Annotated in this window: 17 protein-coding genes and 1 tRNA gene; 9 read left to right on the top strand and 9 right to left on the bottom strand. The window is 59.8% G+C overall.

The features are described from left to right. Positions 1–102: 102 nt before the first annotated feature. Both FNU79_RS08620 and ddrC read right to left on the bottom strand, forming a co-directional pair. A complete protein-coding gene (locus FNU79_RS08620) occupies positions 103–588 on the bottom strand; it encodes a (4Fe-4S)-binding protein (protein WP_143720459.1) in 486 nt (161 codons plus the stop codon). A gap of 96 nt (positions 589–684) precedes the next feature. Continuing rightward, entirely contained in the window at positions 685–1,434 is a 750-nt protein-coding gene (gene ddrC / locus FNU79_RS08615; RefSeq protein WP_143720458.1) for a DNA damage response protein DdrC, read from the bottom strand. A gap of 164 nt (positions 1,435–1,598) precedes the next feature. Between ddrC and FNU79_RS08610 the strand changes: the two genes are divergently transcribed. The 4 genes from FNU79_RS08610 (at position 1,599) to FNU79_RS08595 (ending at position 6,383) form a co-directional block, all read left to right on the top strand. Then, a tRNA-Arg gene (locus FNU79_RS08610) sits at positions 1,599–1,675 on the top strand. Between the two features lie 329 nt (positions 1,676–2,004). Continuing rightward, the gene (locus FNU79_RS08605; protein ID WP_143720457.1) at positions 2,005–5,610 is read left to right on the top strand and encodes an ATP-binding protein; all 3,606 of its coding nucleotides are present in this window, start codon (positions 2,005–2,007) and stop codon (positions 5,608–5,610) included. Between the two features lie 297 nt (positions 5,611–5,907). Then, a complete protein-coding gene (locus FNU79_RS08600; protein WP_143720456.1) occupies positions 5,908–6,105 on the top strand; it encodes a hypothetical protein in 198 nt (65 codons plus the stop codon). 77 nt (positions 6,106–6,182) lie between these two features. Next, on the top strand, positions 6,183–6,383 hold the full coding sequence (locus FNU79_RS08595) for a hypothetical protein (RefSeq protein ID WP_185974653.1): 201 nt from the start codon (positions 6,183–6,185) through the stop codon (positions 6,381–6,383). 12 nt (positions 6,384–6,395) lie between these two features. Here the strand turns inward: FNU79_RS08595 and FNU79_RS08590 are convergent, their stop codons facing one another. Next, positions 6,396–6,812, bottom strand: coding sequence for a pyridoxamine 5'-phosphate oxidase family protein (locus FNU79_RS08590; RefSeq protein WP_143720454.1), 417 nt, complete (start codon positions 6,810–6,812; stop codon positions 6,396–6,398). A gap of 275 nt (positions 6,813–7,087) precedes the next feature. Here FNU79_RS08590 and FNU79_RS08585 point away from each other — a divergent pair, with 275 nt between their 5' ends. Then, a complete protein-coding gene (locus tag FNU79_RS08585; RefSeq protein ID WP_143720453.1) occupies positions 7,088–7,597 on the top strand; it encodes a hypothetical protein in 510 nt (169 codons plus the stop codon). Positions 7,598–7,705: 108 nt separating this feature from the next. On the opposite strand, the gene infB is transcribed toward FNU79_RS08585, so the two are convergent. The 4 genes from infB to rimP all read right to left on the bottom strand — a co-directional run bounded on the left by infB (position 7,706) and on the right by rimP (position 11,671). Beyond that, positions 7,706–9,511: a translation initiation factor IF-2 gene (gene infB, locus FNU79_RS08580; RefSeq protein WP_143720452.1), complete on the bottom strand. Its 1,806-nt coding sequence runs from the start codon at positions 9,509–9,511 to the stop codon at positions 7,706–7,708. An 85-nt stretch (positions 9,512–9,596) separates the two neighbouring features. Beyond that, the gene (locus FNU79_RS08575) at positions 9,597–9,926 is read right to left on the bottom strand and encodes a YlxR family protein (RefSeq protein ID WP_225429977.1); all 330 of its coding nucleotides are present in this window, start codon (positions 9,924–9,926) and stop codon (positions 9,597–9,599) included. A 5-nt stretch (positions 9,927–9,931) separates the two neighbouring features. Next, positions 9,932–11,125, bottom strand: a complete 1,194-nt coding sequence (gene nusA / locus FNU79_RS08570) for a transcription termination factor NusA (protein ID WP_124868606.1) — start codon at positions 11,123–11,125, stop codon at positions 9,932–9,934. 60 nt (positions 11,126–11,185) lie between these two features. Continuing rightward, positions 11,186–11,671 (bottom strand): ribosome maturation factor RimP, encoded by a 486-nt coding sequence (gene rimP, locus FNU79_RS08565; RefSeq protein ID WP_143720451.1) that lies wholly within the window; start codon positions 11,669–11,671, stop codon positions 11,186–11,188. 218 nt (positions 11,672–11,889) lie between these two features. Here rimP and ispG point away from each other — a divergent pair, with 218 nt between their 5' ends. From ispG to FNU79_RS08550, 3 genes are all read left to right on the top strand, one after another. Further along, entirely contained in the window at positions 11,890–13,125 is a 1,236-nt protein-coding gene (gene ispG, locus FNU79_RS08560) for a flavodoxin-dependent (E)-4-hydroxy-3-methylbut-2-enyl-diphosphate synthase (RefSeq protein ID WP_143720450.1), read from the top strand. A 170-nt stretch (positions 13,126–13,295) separates the two neighbouring features. Further along, positions 13,296–13,736 (top strand): hypothetical protein, encoded by a 441-nt coding sequence (locus FNU79_RS08555; protein WP_143720449.1) that lies wholly within the window; start codon positions 13,296–13,298, stop codon positions 13,734–13,736. Continuing rightward, entirely contained in the window at positions 13,733–14,134 is a 402-nt protein-coding gene (locus tag FNU79_RS08550; RefSeq protein ID WP_143720448.1) for a DUF4259 domain-containing protein, read from the top strand. The genes FNU79_RS08555 and FNU79_RS08550 overlap by 4 nt, the downstream gene beginning before the upstream one ends. Before the next feature lie 238 nt (positions 14,135–14,372). Here the strand turns inward: FNU79_RS08550 and FNU79_RS08545 are convergent, their stop codons facing one another. Both FNU79_RS08545 and msrP read right to left on the bottom strand, forming a co-directional pair. Continuing rightward, positions 14,373–15,086, bottom strand: coding sequence for a protein-methionine-sulfoxide reductase heme-binding subunit MsrQ (locus FNU79_RS08545; RefSeq protein WP_143720447.1), 714 nt, complete (start codon positions 15,084–15,086; stop codon positions 14,373–14,375). 4 nt (positions 15,087–15,090) lie between these two features. Further along, positions 15,091–16,065 (bottom strand): protein-methionine-sulfoxide reductase catalytic subunit MsrP, encoded by a 975-nt coding sequence (gene msrP, locus FNU79_RS08540; RefSeq protein WP_143720446.1) that lies wholly within the window; start codon positions 16,063–16,065, stop codon positions 15,091–15,093. 272 nt (positions 16,066–16,337) lie between these two features. Here msrP and map point away from each other — a divergent pair, with 272 nt between their 5' ends. After that, the gene (gene map / locus FNU79_RS08535; RefSeq protein ID WP_124868592.1) at positions 16,338–17,099 is read left to right on the top strand and encodes a type I methionyl aminopeptidase; all 762 of its coding nucleotides are present in this window, start codon (positions 16,338–16,340) and stop codon (positions 17,097–17,099) included. Positions 17,100–17,203 lie beyond the last annotated feature (104 nt).

The following is a 17,203-nucleotide window of genomic DNA, read 5'->3' as shown; positions in this document are numbered from 1 at the left end:
TCCGTTTGGGAAGGCACTTGAAGGTTTTTAGAAGGCCAGATCACTCCGTCTGGTGAGGTGAGTAGGCCTATCGGTACCCAAACCACTCCCCAACTCCCGTCCTCAGCCTTGATTCAACTTCTCGCCGCCCGCCGCCTCAAACCCGCTGTTGCGGTGGGAGCCGTCGCAAAACGGTTTGTTGTGGCTCGCCCCGCAGCGGCACAGGGCCATGCGGGTGTCGTGGACGCTGCCCTGCGGCGCGGCCATCCTCAGATCACCGCGTACGAACAGCGGGCCTTTTTCGCAGACTTGAATGGTGGTGTCTTCCGGTTGCTCAGCGGGGCCACTGGCCAGGGCATAGTGCAGCGCTCCGGTGGGGCATCGGCGCACCACTTCGGCCAGTGCCCCGGCGGGCGCGGCGTCGGGCTGAATCCAGGGGCGGGCGTCGGTATTGAACACCTGCGGCAAGCCGCGAATGCAGGCGGCGAAATGAATGCAGCGTGCTTTGTCAAAGTAAACAGTGATGTCCGGCGCGGTGTAGGCACGTCCCCATTCGGGCGCGGCTGTAGTCGTCGGAACTGGCGGATTTGCGTCGCTCTCTCGGGTCATTGGCGGCTCCTTTGAACTTTGGGGAGCCTAACCCTGACAAGCGGCGGCCCCGCTGCATCTTCTCACGGGGTCACCCTTTTGAATTGAAAAACAAATTTAGCCTGCTCTATCCAGCCCGCCTGCCCAAGTCTGGCGCTCGCGCCCAGCAACTTTGCGGTGGAGTTCCAAAATAGCGTCGTTGCCCTGAACAGTGCCGCCTTCCAGCGCGGCGGCAGTGGCGGCGTCGAGGTACGACAACCGGCGCAACTCGTCGGTGCCCAGACCGTCGCGGGTCTGCTTGACGCCGCGCTCACGGCGCAGGGTGGCGCTGTCTTTGCCCAGCACGCTGCGGTTACTCACGCTGCCAAGCTGTCCAAAAATCGGGCCGTGTCCGCCGTGCTTGGCAGCGGCGCTCATCAAGGTGCGGCGGGCGTCTTGGGATTCCAAGCGGGCGTGCAGCCAACTGCGGGCCAGCGGTTCTGAACTGCGCTCGGCCACCTCGGCGGCCAGCCGGATGTCGCCCATCAAGCTGCGGGCGAAGGTGTCGGCCATTTTGCGCTGAAGGCGGCGGGCGGAAGTGGTTTGCGTCTGGGCGGCCAAGGCCACGAACTCGGCCACGCTGAGGGTCGGCTCCGGCCCCGCGCCGAAGTCGCTCAGCTCATGGCTTAGGCTGTGCATCTGTTCAAAAGCTTTCCAGTGCGGGCTTTCCCAGTCTTGCTGCGCCCACGCTGCTGCTTGACCGAGGCCCAAAAAGCTCAGGGCGCTGGCGGCGTGCAGGCGTCCTGCGTCACTCAGCGGCAAGCGGGCGCTGCCGATGGAGAGGGTCGGGGCCACCGTTTTAAGCGCTGTATCGATAGTCGCATTCATAGAAGTATTGTAGCATAATTCTGTTTATGACGTAATATATGAGCCAGGATGGGCAAGCAGTAAAGACCTTGTTTTGGCTGTCTGTATGCGGCTTGATCGGCTCGGGGTTGGCACGCGGCGCGGCAAGTGTTCTATACTGCTGGACGCAGGATTTCACCGCTCCCGCACTCGTAGCTCAGTCGGATAGAGCGGCCCCCTCCTAAGGGGCAGGCCACTGGTTCGATTCCAGTCGAGTGCACCACGTCCAGCACAGCAAGAACCCCTACCGGAGTGGTGGGGGTTTTGTGCTTTTGATACGGGAAAGGCGGAGTAATATTCAAGTTAGCGTCGCTGCTCGCTATGAGCCGTCTCAAAACCACGCAGCGCGGCCTCCAAAATATCCACTCGCCCGCCGGGGGCATCTGTCCTCAACTTAAGCGTCAAGCTGACACTATCCCTGACAACTGAATAGCTCCAAACAACTCAAAAAGCAAAGACGCTCCGCTCCACGCGGGGCGCAGCTTTGCTGACTGGGCTACACTAAAAGCGTCGAGCTTTTTTGCCCTCCGCCCTCCTCCAGAGGTAAGGCCTATGGCCCTTGAGCTGCTGCTGCTCGGCACTCCCCTGATTCGCTTCCAAGGTCAGCCGCTCGAACTGCCGGTTCGCAAAGCGGCGGGCTTGCTGGCGTATCTGGCGCTTGAAGGCCCCACGCCGCGCAGCCGCCTAGCCGGACTGCTCTGGGACGACGGCGACGAAGCGCGGGCACGCACCAATTTGCGCCAACTGCTGCGCCGCGTGCGCTCCGCCGTGCCGGAAGCCCTGATCGAAACGCAAGACGAACTGCTGTGCCTCAGCCCCGAGGTCGCGGTGGACGCTCTAGAATTTGCAGCGCTGCTGGACGTGGGCGAACGTGAAGCGGCGCTGGCCACCTACCGGGGCGACTTTTTGAGCCACACCGATTGGCCCGCCAGCCCCGACTTTGAAGACTGGGCGCAGGCGCAGCGTGAGCAGCTCTCGCTGCGCTGGCAAGCCGCCATGACGCAGCAAGCCGCCGACTGGGAAGCGCAGGGCGAGTATGCGCGGGCGCTGCAAGCCCACCTGCGCCTGCTGCAAACCGATGAGCTACAAGAAGCGCGGCACTGCGCCGTGATGCGCCTTTACGGTCTGCTGGGCGAACGCGGCGCGGCCCTGAAGCAGTTTGAGCGCTGCCGTCAGGTGCTGAGCGCTGAACTCGGCCTGACGCCGCTGCCGCACACGCTCCAAATCGCTGAGCAGCTTCGGCGCGGCGACCTCGAACAAAGTTACCTGACGCAGGCGCTCAGCCCGCCGCTGTCTGCTCCCTTGTCGGTGACGGCGCTCGAACTGCCGTTCGTCGCCCGTGACGCGGCTTGGCGGGCCGTGACGCGGCTGCAAGTCCCGCTGGTGCTGCTCACTGGCGAGCCGGGGGTGGGCAAAACCCGTTTGCTGGAAGAACTGGCCCGCTCACGCGGTAGGTATTGGGTGGTTCGCGCCCAAGAGCTGACCCAGTTCACCCCGCTCGCTCCGCTGCTGCCTTTGCTGCGCTCGCTTCTCGCAGAAAGCGGGTGGCCGCTGAGTCAGGCCGCCCGCCGAGAACTCGCCCGCTTGTTGCCGGAAGTGTCCGGCGGGGCAACAACTTCTGCGGCCAGTGCCAGTTCTGCGCCTCAGAGCAGTCCTCTTCTGAGTCAGTCTTTGCCCAGTCCACTTCCACTCAGCCCACTTGCTCCCAGCCAAAGTACGCCCAGCCAGATCGCGCCCAATGCCGCCGAGCGCACCCGCTTCGTGGAGGTCTTGAGCGAGGCCGTGCTGCTGCTGTTTGAATCTCCGCACCCCGCCAATCCGCTCATCACCTTACTGATTGACGACGCCCACTGGCTCGACGCCACCACCTTAGAAGTCATTGGAAACTTGGCTCAGCGTCTCAAGAGTCAGCCGCTGCGGCTCCTCGTCTCGGCGCGGGCTTTTGAACTCTCCGAGCGTCCGCACGCCCACGCCGCTTTTTCCGCCCTCGAGAAAGCGGGGCTGGCGCGGCAACTCCGGCTTGAACCCTGGAGCGAAACCGATTTGCTCTCGCTGATTCGTACCGTGTCAGGCAGCCGCCGGGGTGAGTATTTTACCCAGCGGCTGCATGAGGCGACGGGCGGCAACCCGCTGTTCGTGCAAGAAACGCTGCGCGGCCTGATTGAGGGCGGCAGTCTCTGGCAAGACGCGGCAGGCGGCTGGCACACGGTTTACGACAGCGTGAATCCCACCTACGAAGACATGCCGCTTTCAATCACTGTGCGCGGCACACTGCTTGAGCGTTTGGAGCGCCTCGGCCCCTCGGCCCGCCGCTTGCTGGACGCGGCGAGTTTGGCGGGCGAGGTCTTTGCCGCCGAGGATTTGGCCCAAACCACCGCTCTAGACGAGTGGACAAGTTTAGAACTCCTCGAGCGGGCTGAGCAAGCCGGACTCTTGCGGGCCGACCCACTGGGCTACCGCTTCGGGCACGAGCTGGTGCGCCGCGTGCTGGACGACGAGCTGAGGCCGTCCCGCCGCCGTTTGCTGCACCGCCGCCTCGCCGCCACTTTGCAGCGGCGCGGCAGCCCGCCCGCCCGGATTGCCCAGCACCTTCAGGCCGCAGGCGAAAACCGCGAAGCGCTGGCGTGGTGGCGCACGGCAGCGGCGGACGCCAAGCGGGTTTACGCTTACCGCGAGGCGCTGGCGCACTATGCGCAGGCATTGGCCCTCACCACTGACGCCCGCGAGCGGTGCTCTCTGCTCTCCGAGCGGATTACGCTGTGGCGCATTCTCAACGAGCAAGCAGGCTGGCAGCAAGACGCGGGAGAGATGCTGCAACTCGCCGAGCGCTTGGGCGACCTGACGCTGCGGGCCGAGGCCGCCACCAAGTTGGCCCGCCTGACCTTCCGCACCGGCAACAACGCCGAGGCGGTGACCCGCATGGAAGAAGTCCTGAGCTGGGTCGGCGTGCCGGATGAGCTGCGGGCCGAGGCGTACCTGATCGCGGGAATGGCCGCTAAGCAGTGGGGAAGACTGGCGTGGGCGCAGGAGCAACTCCACCTCGGTCTCGCCTGCAATCCGCCGAGCGATCTGAGTCGGGCGGGCATTCTGCATCTCACTTTGGCCGAATGCCAAGCCGAAAATGGTGATTTGCCCTCTGCCCGCGTCAGCATTCAGCAAAGCGTAGAGGTGATGACTCAGGCCAGCGATATAGACGGCCAAATTCGCGCCAAGTTTAACTTAGGATGGATCCTGCACTTGTCAGGTGAAACGCAACAGGCGCTGACAGCGTGGATGTGGGTACGCGAGCAGGCCAAAGCGGTAGGGATGACCTTCATTCAGATCGAGGTCTTGTTGCAACTCTTAGGACTTTATTTAGAAGAAGGCCAAGCAGATCTGTCATTGGAACTATGGGAAGAAATAGAGGCGTTTTCTAAGCTGACGGAGCCACGTATTGATGCTGCTAAAAAATATTATTGGCATCTTTACTACTTATTGATGGGAAATTTGGGAAAAGCACTTCAGAACCTCCTTCAGGCAATCAATCTGACCAGAAAGGCAAAATTAGAAAAACACGCTGCATATTTCAATATCGTTTTGAGTCAGTTCTGGCTGGACTTGGCAGATTATCAAGCTGCTGAACAAAACTTGGATACACAAATTGTGAAGACTCCTCAGTTTGAGCCGTATAGACTGTTTGAATATACAATCCAAGCCAAACTGAACTTGTTTAGAGGCGACTCAACACAGGCGCTCAGATGTCTTGAGTCCGGCGAACGTTGGCGTTCTTTGGCTGAGTTTCCTGAACAGACTCTGGCTGATCTCACACGTGGGGAGGTGTTATTTGCGCTGGGGCGCTCTTCAGAGGCCGAAGAAATCTTGGCCACTATCGGCCCAAGTGCGGCACCATCCCTCAGAGCGGACGCGCTGGCTTTGCAACTTTGGCAGCCTGATCCTCCCGCCGCGCTGATACCGGAGGCGCAGGCCCTACTGTCTAGTCGGCGCTTGAACGCTTTGACGGCTCTGCGCCTTCAATTCGCGCTAGCCCGCTTGCCAGATGCCGCGCCTGAACTTCATCTCAGGGCGCGGGACAGTTTGGCTACGTTGGCCCAGACGCTCACGCCGATTCAGGCCCAGCGCTTCACGGCTTTTTACCTCGCTCAACTCCCACCCGAGTGAGGGCCGGTCACGCTCAGGTCACGCAGCCCTTCTTATGTTGCCCCTGTGGAAAGATTCAAAAGGAGAACTATGAACAAGGTTCGTTGGTTGATCCCGGCTGTTTTATGCTTAACGTCGTCTGTCTTTGCTGAATCTATAACAACAGGAAAAGCGAACTTCACCAAAATACCATGCCAAAAAAGCTCAGGCTCGCCCTGTGGAGCTAACCTCAGCGGAGGGATTACGATCTGCGGAGGCTGTCACCTCGTCATCCACACCATTGCCCTGCGCGGTTCAAATCCGCCCCTGACCGTTTGGATGAATCAAGCCGCTTGGAACGCGCTGCCCTTAGACGGCCAGATCACCCTTAGAGACGGCTTTCTGTATGTGGGCAATACCAAATTTCCAGTCGAGTATCACAACGCGGCGGGCGTACGGGTGGATTTTAGAGGCACCATCAACATCACGCGCTCTTCACAATTGCCAGCGGCGAAGTATCAATTTGAGCAGCGCTGAGCGGTGAGATCAGTAGTTTAACTGTCACGCCCGCGTCACGCCTGCCCCGCTAACCTTACCGGCAGGAGGTAAATGGCGTGTTACAAGAATCCCGGAGCGTGACCTTAATTGTCAGAATCTGGCCCGAAAGCCGTCTCAAGTCGTGGCGGGCGCAGGTGGAATGGCCCCCCGTGACGGGAAGCAGCAGCAAAGGCAGACGCCTGTTCCTGCGCCCCGAAGACTTGCTGGATTTTTTGCGGCGAGCCGACGCCGAGCCGGAACAGGGCAATTTAAGCTAGAGCTGAGTCGGCTCAGAGTTTGACTTCGCCGTCGTCCTCGCCGTCCCAGTAATGAATGCGGGTGGCGTCTACCTGAATCATCACCAGTCCTTCAGAATCGATTCCATCTTTGAACCAGTGATCCAGATCAGGCGTCCAGTGTTTTTTCATTTCGGTTTTGTCCTGAATAAGCAAGGCTTCACCTTCGACGGCCACCAAAAAAGCCTTCGTGCCCTGAAAAGCCAGCGAGACTTTGGCATTCTTCCGAATGTCTGCTACCGTGCGCGATTTGTCATAGGTAAAGTAATACGGAGTGCCATCATATTCCACTTGGCCGTTGTTGCTCATGGGGCGTCCAGCAATTTCACCGCCTTCGGTATGTGTTGAGACCATGGCGATGTCAATGTCCTTCATAGATTTGGCGAGGTCGGCTAAGGTTTTAGTAGGCATGTGAACTCCAATGTAGTTTGCTGAGAGGCTGGATGTTTCAGAACGAACGAGAATATTCTGCAAAACAAGGAAAGTGCTTAAGAGCAGATTTGGGTGAATTCTTTTTTAGATTCGTGAAAAAGGGTAAGCAGTGTTACGTAAAATGTCTGTCTACTGGCTTAATCAGCTGTTGAGTATCTCTTGTGTTTTCTTGGTTTGACTGCCGGCCCGCCAGAGGATTCTTGAATCAGGCGTAATCCGCCTTGTTCCGGCAAAAGTTCGCTAGACTGCTGAGTATGAAAAAGTTCTCTTTGGTGTCGGTACTCAGCCTGACGGCGATGCTGAGCTCGGTTTCAGTGGGCGGGGCGCTCACTGTCAAGACTCTTATTCCCAATGCACCGCTCAACGGCTGCGCGGGTCAGTCGCTCGCTAACGGCGTGTGGAGCTTTAAAGTCACCGGACAGCAAGCGGGCGTCGGCAACCGCGAAGGCTTTTGGTTGGTCAACTTTGAGGCCACCAATCTCACCAAGCAGGTGCAGGACAGCGTCAATATCATCGACGAGAGCCGCGTGAGCGTGACCGACGGCGCGGGCAAGCTGGTCAAAGACGGCGCAATCGTCGCTATCGGTGGGAACGCCGATCAGTTGAGGTTGGCCCCCGGCGCAACCGGAAGCTTCACGCTGATGTCGCGGGTCAATGACGCTCAAACTCCCTGGTCAAAAGTTTTCGTGCCGATGAAGTCGGGCAATCCCAATTTGATGTTCGTGGCGTCACCGGATTTGACTTTTGATTTGACTTGTCCGTGAGTGCTGTTAGGTTGTAGAGGATGGAAACGGTGCTGGAAACCGAATGACGCCAAAAGAAAGCGGGCCGCCTCCAATTTGGAAAGCGGCCCGCTGAACGCTGACTAAACTTTACTGCTCGACTTCCACCATTTCGCTGGCTTCGATGATGTCGCCGATGATGACTTCATTCCAGTCGAGGTTGATACCGCACTCGTAGCCCTGCTGCACTTCGCGCACGTCGTCCTTGAAGCGCTTGAGGCCCACGATGGTGCCTTCGTACACGACCTGCTTGCCGCGCGTGACTTTGGCTTTGGCGTTGCGCTTGAACGAGCCGTCGGTGATGTACGACCCGGCGATGTTGCCGCTGCGGGGGTGGCTGATGACCATCCGCACTTCGGCGCGGCCCAGATACTTCTCCTCGAAGACGGGTTCGACGTTGCCCTTGATCAGGCGATCCACTTCGTCGATCAATTCGTAAATAATCCGGAAGCTCTTAAGGTCGACGCTCTTTTGATCCGCCACTTTCTTGACGCTGCCCGACGGCACCACGCTGAAGCACAAGATGGTCGCCTCGGCAGTGGAGGCCAGCAGCACGTCGCCTTCGGTGGGCGCACCGATGCCCGAGAGCATCACATTGATCTTGACGTCGTCGCTTTCCTTGCGGGCCAAAATGCCCTGCAAAGCTTCCAAGCTACCCTGCGTGTCGGCCCGCAAAATCAAGTTGACGGTGCGGATCTCACCGAGCGGCCCCATCATTTCTTCAAGGGTCATCTTGCGGCGCTTGCCCTGTTCTTCTTCGTCGCGGCGCTTTTGCACGCGGGCGGCGATGATTTCGCGGGCCTGATGCTCGTTCTTGGCGCTCTGCACCTTGTCGCCGCTGCTGGGGTTGTCGGAAAAGCCCAGCACCTGCACCGGCGTCGAAGGCCCAGCTTCCTTGATGCGCCCGCCGACCGTATCGGTCATGGCCTTGATCTTGCCGTAGTTCTCGCCCACCACCAAGAAGTCGCTGACGTGCAGTGTGCCTTCCTGAACCATCACGGTGGCCAGCACGCCAGCCTGCTTATCGACCTTGCTCTCGATGATGACGCCCGCGAACTCGCCTTTGGGATCGGCCCGCAGGTCTTCGAGTTCGGCCGTCAGCGAGATGTATTCCAGCAAGTCTTCAATGCCCTCGCCAGTTTTGGCGCTGACCGGCACGACCACCGTGTCGCCGCCGTACTCCTCCGGCACCAAATTGAGCTGGGTCAGATCGGTCTTGACCCGCTCCACATCGGCCTGCGGCAAGTCCATCTTGTTGATCGCCACGATCAGGGGAATTTTGGCAGCCTGGGCGTGCGCCACGGCCTCGCGGGTCTGCGGCATGATCGAGTCGTCGGCGGCCACCACAATGATGGCGATGTCGGCGACGTTGGCTCCGCGGGCGCGGATGGTCGTGAAGGCTTCGTGACCCGGCGTGTCGATAAAGACGATCTTGCCTTTGCTGGTCTGGGCTTCGAAGGCTCCGACGTGCTGGGTGATGCCGCCGGCTTCTTTGGCCGCCACCTTGGTCTTGCGGATGTAGTCGAGCAAAGAAGTCTTGCCGTGATCCACGTGGCCCATGATGGTCACCACAGGGGCGCGGGTGGGAAGGCCAGTTTGGGCCGCTGAGCCGTTCTCGGCGGGCCGCTCAGCGACGGCCACCGCTGCTGTGGGAGCTGCCGCCTCAGCGTGAGACGCGGTTTTTTCGGAAGCAGGCTCGCCGCTGGCGTTCTCAGTGGTGGGTGCGCCTTCGCCCTGCTCTGCGGCCACCAAGCCTTTAATCGTTTCCACGATGTCTTCTTCGAGGGTGCTGCTGACGCTTTTGTACTGCACGCCTAAGTCGTCGAGCATGGCCAGCATTTTGTTGTTGTCCACGCTGAGGTCTTTGGCAAGGGTATAAATTCGGACTTTTGACATAGCCTCACCTCCGGGTGAGTTGACTGCCTGCACGGTTGATTCAGGGAGTGGCAGGGCAGCAAAAAGAAAAGGAAGGGGTATTAATTCATAGATTCGCTGGGTGAATTTCTTGAGGTTGAGGATGTAATTGGGTTTGAAGGAGAAGGCTAAGGCTGGCCGCTTGAGCGCCGAAGGCCCGCCTCAGCCGCTTTTCGGCCCAGCAGCTCGGCGTATCCGCGCAGACGTAAGCGCCCCGGCCCGATTGGAGCTGGCCTGTTTTGTGCTTGCCCGCCAGCGTCCAGCCCGCCGTTGTGTGAATCAGCCGCACGAACTCGCCCTGAGGGCGCTTTTTGCGGCAGGCCACGCAACTACGCTCCGGCACGTGCCGGGCGGCTGATGGGGCAGTGGTGAATTGGACGCTGGCGGGCACGTTCACGCTGCTTACTCCTGTCCGCCCTCGTCGTCAGGCGAGGCGGTGGCCACCGAGCGGCTGTCACGAAACAGCGCATCGAAAGCGGCTTGCTGGCTGCTGCTGACCTCTCGGCCCGCTTCGCCTTCTTGCATGGCCTGCTGCATGGCCGCGTCGAGGTCGCTGATCGCCTGCGTTTCGCGCAGATCGATTTTGTAGCCAGTTAACTTGGCGGCCAGCCGCACGTTTTGCCCACCCTTACCGATTGCCAGCGAGAGCTGATCCGGCGTGACGGTTACGGTGGCCTCGCTGCGGTCATTGCTGACCTCAATCAGGCCCACTTTGGCCGGCGAGAGTGCGTTTCGGATAAATTCGCGGGTGTTGGCGTCCCACAAAATCACGTCCACCCGCTCGCGGCCTAACTCGCCGGTGACCGCCTGAATGCGGTTGCCCCGGTGCCCGATGCAGGCCCCGATCGGATCGACGTTGGAATTGTTGCTGTAGACCGCCACTTTGCTGCGCTGACCGGCTTCGCGGGCAATCGCTTTGACTTCCACGACATTGTTGGCAATCTCGGGAATTTCCTGGCGCAGCAGGTAATCGAGCAGTCTCTCGTCGGCGCGGCTGGCCAAGATGGTGGGGCCTTTGGGCGTCTTGCGGACTTCTTTGAGGTAGACCTTGACGCGGTTGCCGTTGAGCAGCCGTTCGCCGGGGATCTGCTCGCGGGGCGGCATAATCGCTTCGCCGGAACCGAGTTCGACGAAGTAATTTTGCTTGTTGTCCATTCTGACCACCGTCGCATTGATGACTTGGCCTTCTTTGTCTTTGTATTCGTTGTAGACCACGTTGCGCTCGGTTTCGCGCATTTTTTGGGTCAGGGTCTGCTTGGCGGCTTGCAGGGCGATGCGGCTGAACTGATCGCTGCTGACTGGAAACTCCATTTCCATGCCGAGTTCCACGTCAGGATCGAGTTCTAGGGCGTCGGCCAAAGAAATCTGGAGGTTTTCATCGTCCACTTTTTCGACGACTTCGCGCACGACCAACACTTCGAGGTCGCCCGTGTCGGGATCAAGGTGAACTTCAATGCGCTTATCGGGTTCGACATTGCGCTTGTAAGCCTGGGCCAGCGATTCTTCAAAGGCCTCGATCAGTTGCAGCTCGTTGATATTGCGGGCCGCCGCCACGTCGCGCAGCGCTTCGGCAAAATTCACTTCTGGTTGGGTCATCTCACTTCCTTCTGTTCTTTCGTTAAAATTGACTTTGTTCTGGGCCTAAGCTTTTAGGACTTATCGGTGTTCCGCTGGAAACTCGGCTAAGTTGGCCTGAAAGGTTCCGGCGCTCAGAGTCACGTCTTGGCCCAGCACGTCAAAGGTCACTTGGTCGCCGTCTACCGCCTTGATCGGCGCGGTAAAAGCGTGGCCGTCGCCGCGCACACGGGTCAGCAGGCCCAGCATCCGCTCAAAGTGGCGGGCACGCAGCAGCGGACGCTTCGAGCCGGGCGATTCCAATTCCAAGCGGTACTCGTCTTTGATCGGATCGAGTTCGTCAAGCGCTGCGCCGATGGTGCGGCTGCCCAACGTCAAGTCTTCTACCGATACCGGTTGCTCGTCTAAACGGTCAATTCGGATCAGCAAAATGGGACTGCGCCCCGAAGCATTTTGAAGTTGGACTTCCAGCACTTCCAGCCCCAGTGGGCTGAGGGCCTGCTCGGCGATGCGCGTTAAGTTGTCGGACTGAGTTTTACTGGGCTGGGTTGTTATTCGTGTTGTCATAAGTTGTATTCCCGCGCTTTTGCGGGCGTCTCACCACCTCCCTCATCAAGAGAGGGTGGGTCACCTCACCCACCCCCGCCAACGAGGACTTTCTGATAGCAGTATAACTCAAGGCCGCCAAAAGGGCATGGTGCGGCGTCACCTTCGCTGGATAGGCCGCCGGCGGCCCGTAAGCCCTCCTGCCATTTGCCCTGCCTCAAGCGCTCTAAACTGAGTGCATGACGCTTTCTTCTCCCAAACGCCGCCGTACCGTCACCGCCAACGTGGGCGGCGTGCTAATCGGTTCTGAGCATCCGGTGGCGGTGCAGAGCATGACCAACACCGACACCGCCAACGCCGAGGCCACCGCCATTCAAGTCGCCCAGCTCGCCCGCGCCGGGTCTGAGTTGGTGCGCGTGACGGTCAACACCCGCGAGGCCGCCGCCGCCGTGCCGGAAGTGATTTCGCGCCTCTCGGAAGTGGGCCTGAGTGTGCCGATTGTCGGCGACTTTCATTACAACGGCCATATTCTGCTGCGCGAGTTTCCTGAAACGGCGCGGCTGCTGGCCAAGTACCGCATCAACCCCGGCAACGTCGGCGCGGGCCAGCACCACGACGCCAATTTTGCCACCATGATCGAAGTCGCCAAGGAGTTTGATAAGCCGGTTCGTATCGGTGTCAACTGGGGCAGCCTCGATCAGCAGGTGTTGGCCCGCTTGATGGACGCCAATGCCAGCAAGGGTAGCCCCAAATCCGGCACCGATGTGATGATCGACGCGATGGTGGTATCGGCCCTGGAGAGCGCCCACTACGCCGAGGAACTGGGGTTGGCCCACGACAAGATCCTGATTTCGGTCAAGGTGTCCAGCGCTCCTGAGCTGTGGCAAGTCTACCGCCAGCTCGCCGCCGAGTGCGATTACCCGCTGCATCTGGGCCTGACCGAAGCGGGCATGGGCATGAAGGGGATGGTGGCGTCCAGCGTGGCCCTCGCGCCGCTACTGATGGAAGGCATCGGCGACACCATCCGGGTCAGCCTGACGCCCGAACCCGGAGCCAGCCGCAAGCTGGAAGTCGAGGTGGCCCAGCAGATTTTGCAGAGTTTGGGGATTCGGCAGTTTTTGCCGCAGGTGACGAGTTGCCCCGGCTGCGGGCGTACCACGTCTATTTTCTTTCAGGAACTCGCCCAGAAAATTCAGGACTACATCCGCGACACCATGCCGACTTGGAAGACCAAATACGCCGGGGTCGAAGAGATGCAGGTGGCCGTGATGGGCTGCATCGTCAACGGCCCCGGCGAAAGCAAGCACGCCAATATCGGGATCAGTCTGCCCGGCACTGGCGAAGATCCCCGCGCTCCGGTGTACCAAGACGGCAAACTGCTGACCACCCTGCGAGGCCCCCGCATCGCTGAGGAGTTTCAGGAACTGATGGAAGCGTATGTGGAGCGGCGGTACGGAGTGGGGGTGGAGGTCTGAGTGCTGCGCCGTATAAGGTCAAAACTACCGGCGTAGCGGGTGAACTTTGTTGGGTAAGGCTTGTGCGGGCCAGACGGTCAAGATTGAGCAGCCTGAGCCAACACTCATCCCGTGCAGATCACTACGCCCGAAGAGTTTGAGGCTTTGAAAGCCAAATTGGAAGTATTGCCTTGAATCCTGACCCCACTTGGATCACTCCCCAGCTTTCGCCGTTGCTGTGGCGCAAGGTCATTGGCGTCTGTTCAGCTGTCTTGAAGAACGCGGGCGTAACGACGCTGATTACTATGCATGGTTGGACAGAATCGGCATTCGAGGATCATCCGGAGTTTGAAACCTTGCAATGGGAAGATGTTCCAGTGCTTTTGGCGAAACTGCCCGCTTTGCTGGAACAGCGGCAGAAACTAGGTTTCACATTGGGTAAGGATGACTGGTGGTTGATGGGTCAAACAAATGTGCCCTTTGAGCTGCTGTGCTGTCACGAAAATGATCTTCATTTGAAAACAACAGATTTGAATCTGGCTGCTCAGTTTAAAACAGCCCTAGCTGTGCTGGGCGTCTTCCTCAATGCAGTGACAGCTACGTCCACGCCGCCGAGTACCATAGACGCATGAACACCTGGGGAACTGCCGCCTTTGACAACGACGCGGCCAAAATGTTTATTGGGGAAGTTTTGGAAGACGGCGCGTTTGCGCTTCAAGAAGCCTTTGAAGTCGTCCTCGACCCCGATACCGACTTCGTGGCCGAGGAGGAGGGTGCGAGGGCCGTCGCCGCCGCCGAGACTCTGGCTGCCCACCTCAGCGGTGACACGGCCACCATTTTTGACGCCGCCCTGCGCGACTGGCTCTCGGGCTTGCAGACCGGTGAGCTAGAGCCGATGCGCGAGCTGGCCAATGAAGCGCTAGGCCGTGTCGCTGGCCCCGACTCGGACTTGCCAGAATTTTGGACCAATACCGAAGGCGGCGAAGTTTGGTTCGGAAACGTGGCGCGGCTGCGGGAAGTGCTGGGGTAATACGGATTCCGGTTGAACAGTTATGCAATAACTGCGAAACCCGACCAGCGGTCAGGCCCGAGAGGTGCCGCTCTGACCAAGACAGCGGGAGTAGGAAAAAGTACGTATTCCAGAATGGAGTTAGCTTTCGGTGTTTTTTCGAAAGATAACAGAATGGCCGGAATACGTATAAGGGGGCCCGTGGGAACATCAAAAACAAAAGCGGCGCAAGCTTTCGCCCACGCCGCCCACCCGAATTTCAATTTTCGGGTGTTGCCGTTTTCCCCATGCCGCCTGCCTTCTTCTTACTCCTGAAGTCCTTGAAAATGACCCGGAGCGCCAACAGCGTGGCCGCCACCAAGCCGTAAATCAGCGGCTCGGTGTGGTCTTTTTTGACACCCCACCAGTAATGCACCACTCCTAGTGCCACCACGAAATACACCAGTTTGTGCAGCGTCGTCCAGCGGGCAAAACCGAGCTTCTTGACTGAACCCTTGAAACTGGTCAGTGCCAGGGGAATCAGCAGCAGCCACGCCGTGAAGCCCACCGTGATGAAGGGACGCTTGACCACGTCGTCTACTACGGTTGCCAGGCCGAAGTCGCCGTTGAGCAGGCCCTTGTCCACCAGATACACCAGCACGTGCAAAGTGGCGTACAAAAAGGCCAGCAGCCCCAGCGCTTTGCGCACGCGGGCGGGCCATGTCCAGCCGGTGACGAGCCTCAGCGGAGTGGCGGCCAGCGAGAGAATCAGCAGCGCCAGCGAGAGCACGCCGGTTTGCAGTTGTAAGCGCTGAACCGGATTGGCTCCCAGCGCTCCGGTCTGGGCGTCCCAGAGCATCACGGCCATCGGCACCAAGCCGCCCACCACGATGCCGGGGCCGAGGCCACCAAATTTACTGACTTTGCGGCGTGGCACGGGTCTGGCCGCAGTGGCCGCGCCGGAACTGGTGGGGGAGGGAGTGGCTTTTGACATGACGCTAGAAGTTCTTCTTCAAGTCGAGGCCCGAATACAGCGAGGCGACTTGATCGGCGTAGCCGTTGAACATCAAGGTGGGTCGGCGGCCCAGTTCACCGATGCGGCGCTCGGTGGCCTGACTCCAGCGTGGGTGATCCACTTTGGGATTGACGTTGGCGTAAAAACCGTACTCGTCGGGCGCGGCGATGCTCCAAGTGGTCTTGGGCTGCTTTTCGGTGAGGGTAATCTGCACGATGGATTTGATGCCTTTGAAGCCGTACTTCCACGGCACCACCAGCCGCAGCGGAGCGCCGTTTTGACCGGGCAAGGCCCGACCGTTCAGGCCCACCGCCATAAACGCCAGCGGGTTGAGGGCTTCGTCAATCCGCAAAGCTTCCATATAAGGCCAGGTCAGCACGCTGGAGCGCTGGCCCGGAAACTGCTTGGTGTCGAGCAGCGAAGTGAACTGCACATACTTGGCTTTGCCAGTAGGATCCATCCGGCGAATCAGGCCAGCCAGCGGAAAGCCCAACCAAGGCATCACCATTGACCAGCCTTCCACGCAGCGCATCCGGTAAATTCGGTCTTCCAAAGGAAACCACGACTGCAAGGTGTCGATGTCTACTGTCTGCGCCTTCTTGACTTCGCCGTCGAGTTTGACGGTCCAAGGGCGTGTCCTGAGGCTGGCGGCCATGCGGGCGGGGTCGGCTTTGTCGGTGCCGAACTCGTAAAAGTTGTTGTAAGTGGTGGCCTGTTCATACGGCGTCACCGCATCTTTGGCGTCATACGGCCCCAGCGGGCGCTTGGCTTGGCCGATCAAATCAGGCAGGGCCTGGGCTTCCGCGCCGGGCTTGCGGCTGAGCAGTTCCAAGCCGCCGCCGAGGGCCGCCACCGTGCCGGTGAAGATGCCAGCGCTGCGCAAAAACTCGCGGCGGGGGTTGGGGGTCTTTTCGCTCTCAGCGCTTTTGGGGGTTTGTTCAGGGGGCAATTTGGTCATGATCTCTCCTCGTTCGGTCTAGCCAGTGGGGTCAAGCGCTCTTCTCTAGATATACGCAGTCCGTAGGGGCTTTGGATTTACTTTGCGGCCACGTGCCTGCTCTGGGTTACTACTCCGGCTCTTACGCTCGTCTTTCCGAGTCTAAACTCACGCGGCACCGCGCACGTTTGCAAGCCTTACGGTTGATTCTGTGACTTTGGCGGTTACCAAGCCCAAACCAAAGGTGAAGAGGGCTGCGCCGAGCCTTTGGGGGCGTGCTAACTTGATCCGTTATGAGCAAAGTTGCCCTCAAATCCGCCCGCGAAATAGAACTGATGCGCCGCGCGGGGGCGCTCGTCGCGGAGACGTTCCGAGTGCTGGAGCCTTATGTGGTGCCGGGTGCCAGCCTCCAAGACCTCGACAAGATGGCCGAGGACTTCATCCGGTCACATGGAGCCATTCCGGCGTATGTCGGCTACGGCCCGCGCAACAATCCGTTTCCCGGCACCATCTGCGCTTCAGTCAACGAAGTGATCTGTCACGGCATCCCCACCCCCCGCAAGCTGAGGGAGGGAGACATCATCGGCGTGGACATCGGCGTCAAGATGAACGGGGTTTACGGAGATGCCTGTTACACCTACACGGTGGGCGCGGTGGCCCCCAATGTTCAAAAGTTGGTGGACGCCACCAGAGCCAGCCTCAGTGCGGCACTGGAAGTGGTCAAGCCTGGCGCGCGGCTGGGCGACATCGGCGCGATGATTCAGGCCACCGCCGAGCCGCGCGGCTTCTCGGTGGTGCGCGAGTACACCGGCCACGGCGTCGGCTACCGACTGCACGAAGACCCCACCGTGCCGCATGTGGGCCGTGCCGGAACCGGCATGAAAATCAGCGCCGGAATGGTGTTTACCATCGAGCCGATGATCAATATGGGCCGCCCCGAAACCAAATTGCTGGCCGACGGCTGGACAGTGGTGACGGCAGACGGCAAGCCCAGCGCTCAGTTCGAACACACCTTGGTGGTCACGCCGACCGGTTACGACGTGCTGACGCTCTAAGGAGCTGACGTATCTGATTAGCGGCTTGTAGAAGGTCAGCAGCGCAAGGACATCAAGACGTCGACGGGATCCTGACCCCGCAGACGGGCGGTTTCCACGGTGGA

Origin of the sequence: Deinococcus detaillensis (genome assembly GCF_007280555.1) — a bacterium.
GTDB lineage: Bacteria > Deinococcota > Deinococci > Deinococcales > Deinococcaceae > Deinococcus > Deinococcus detaillensis.
This window is presented reverse-complemented; position numbering and strand designations above follow the sequence as displayed.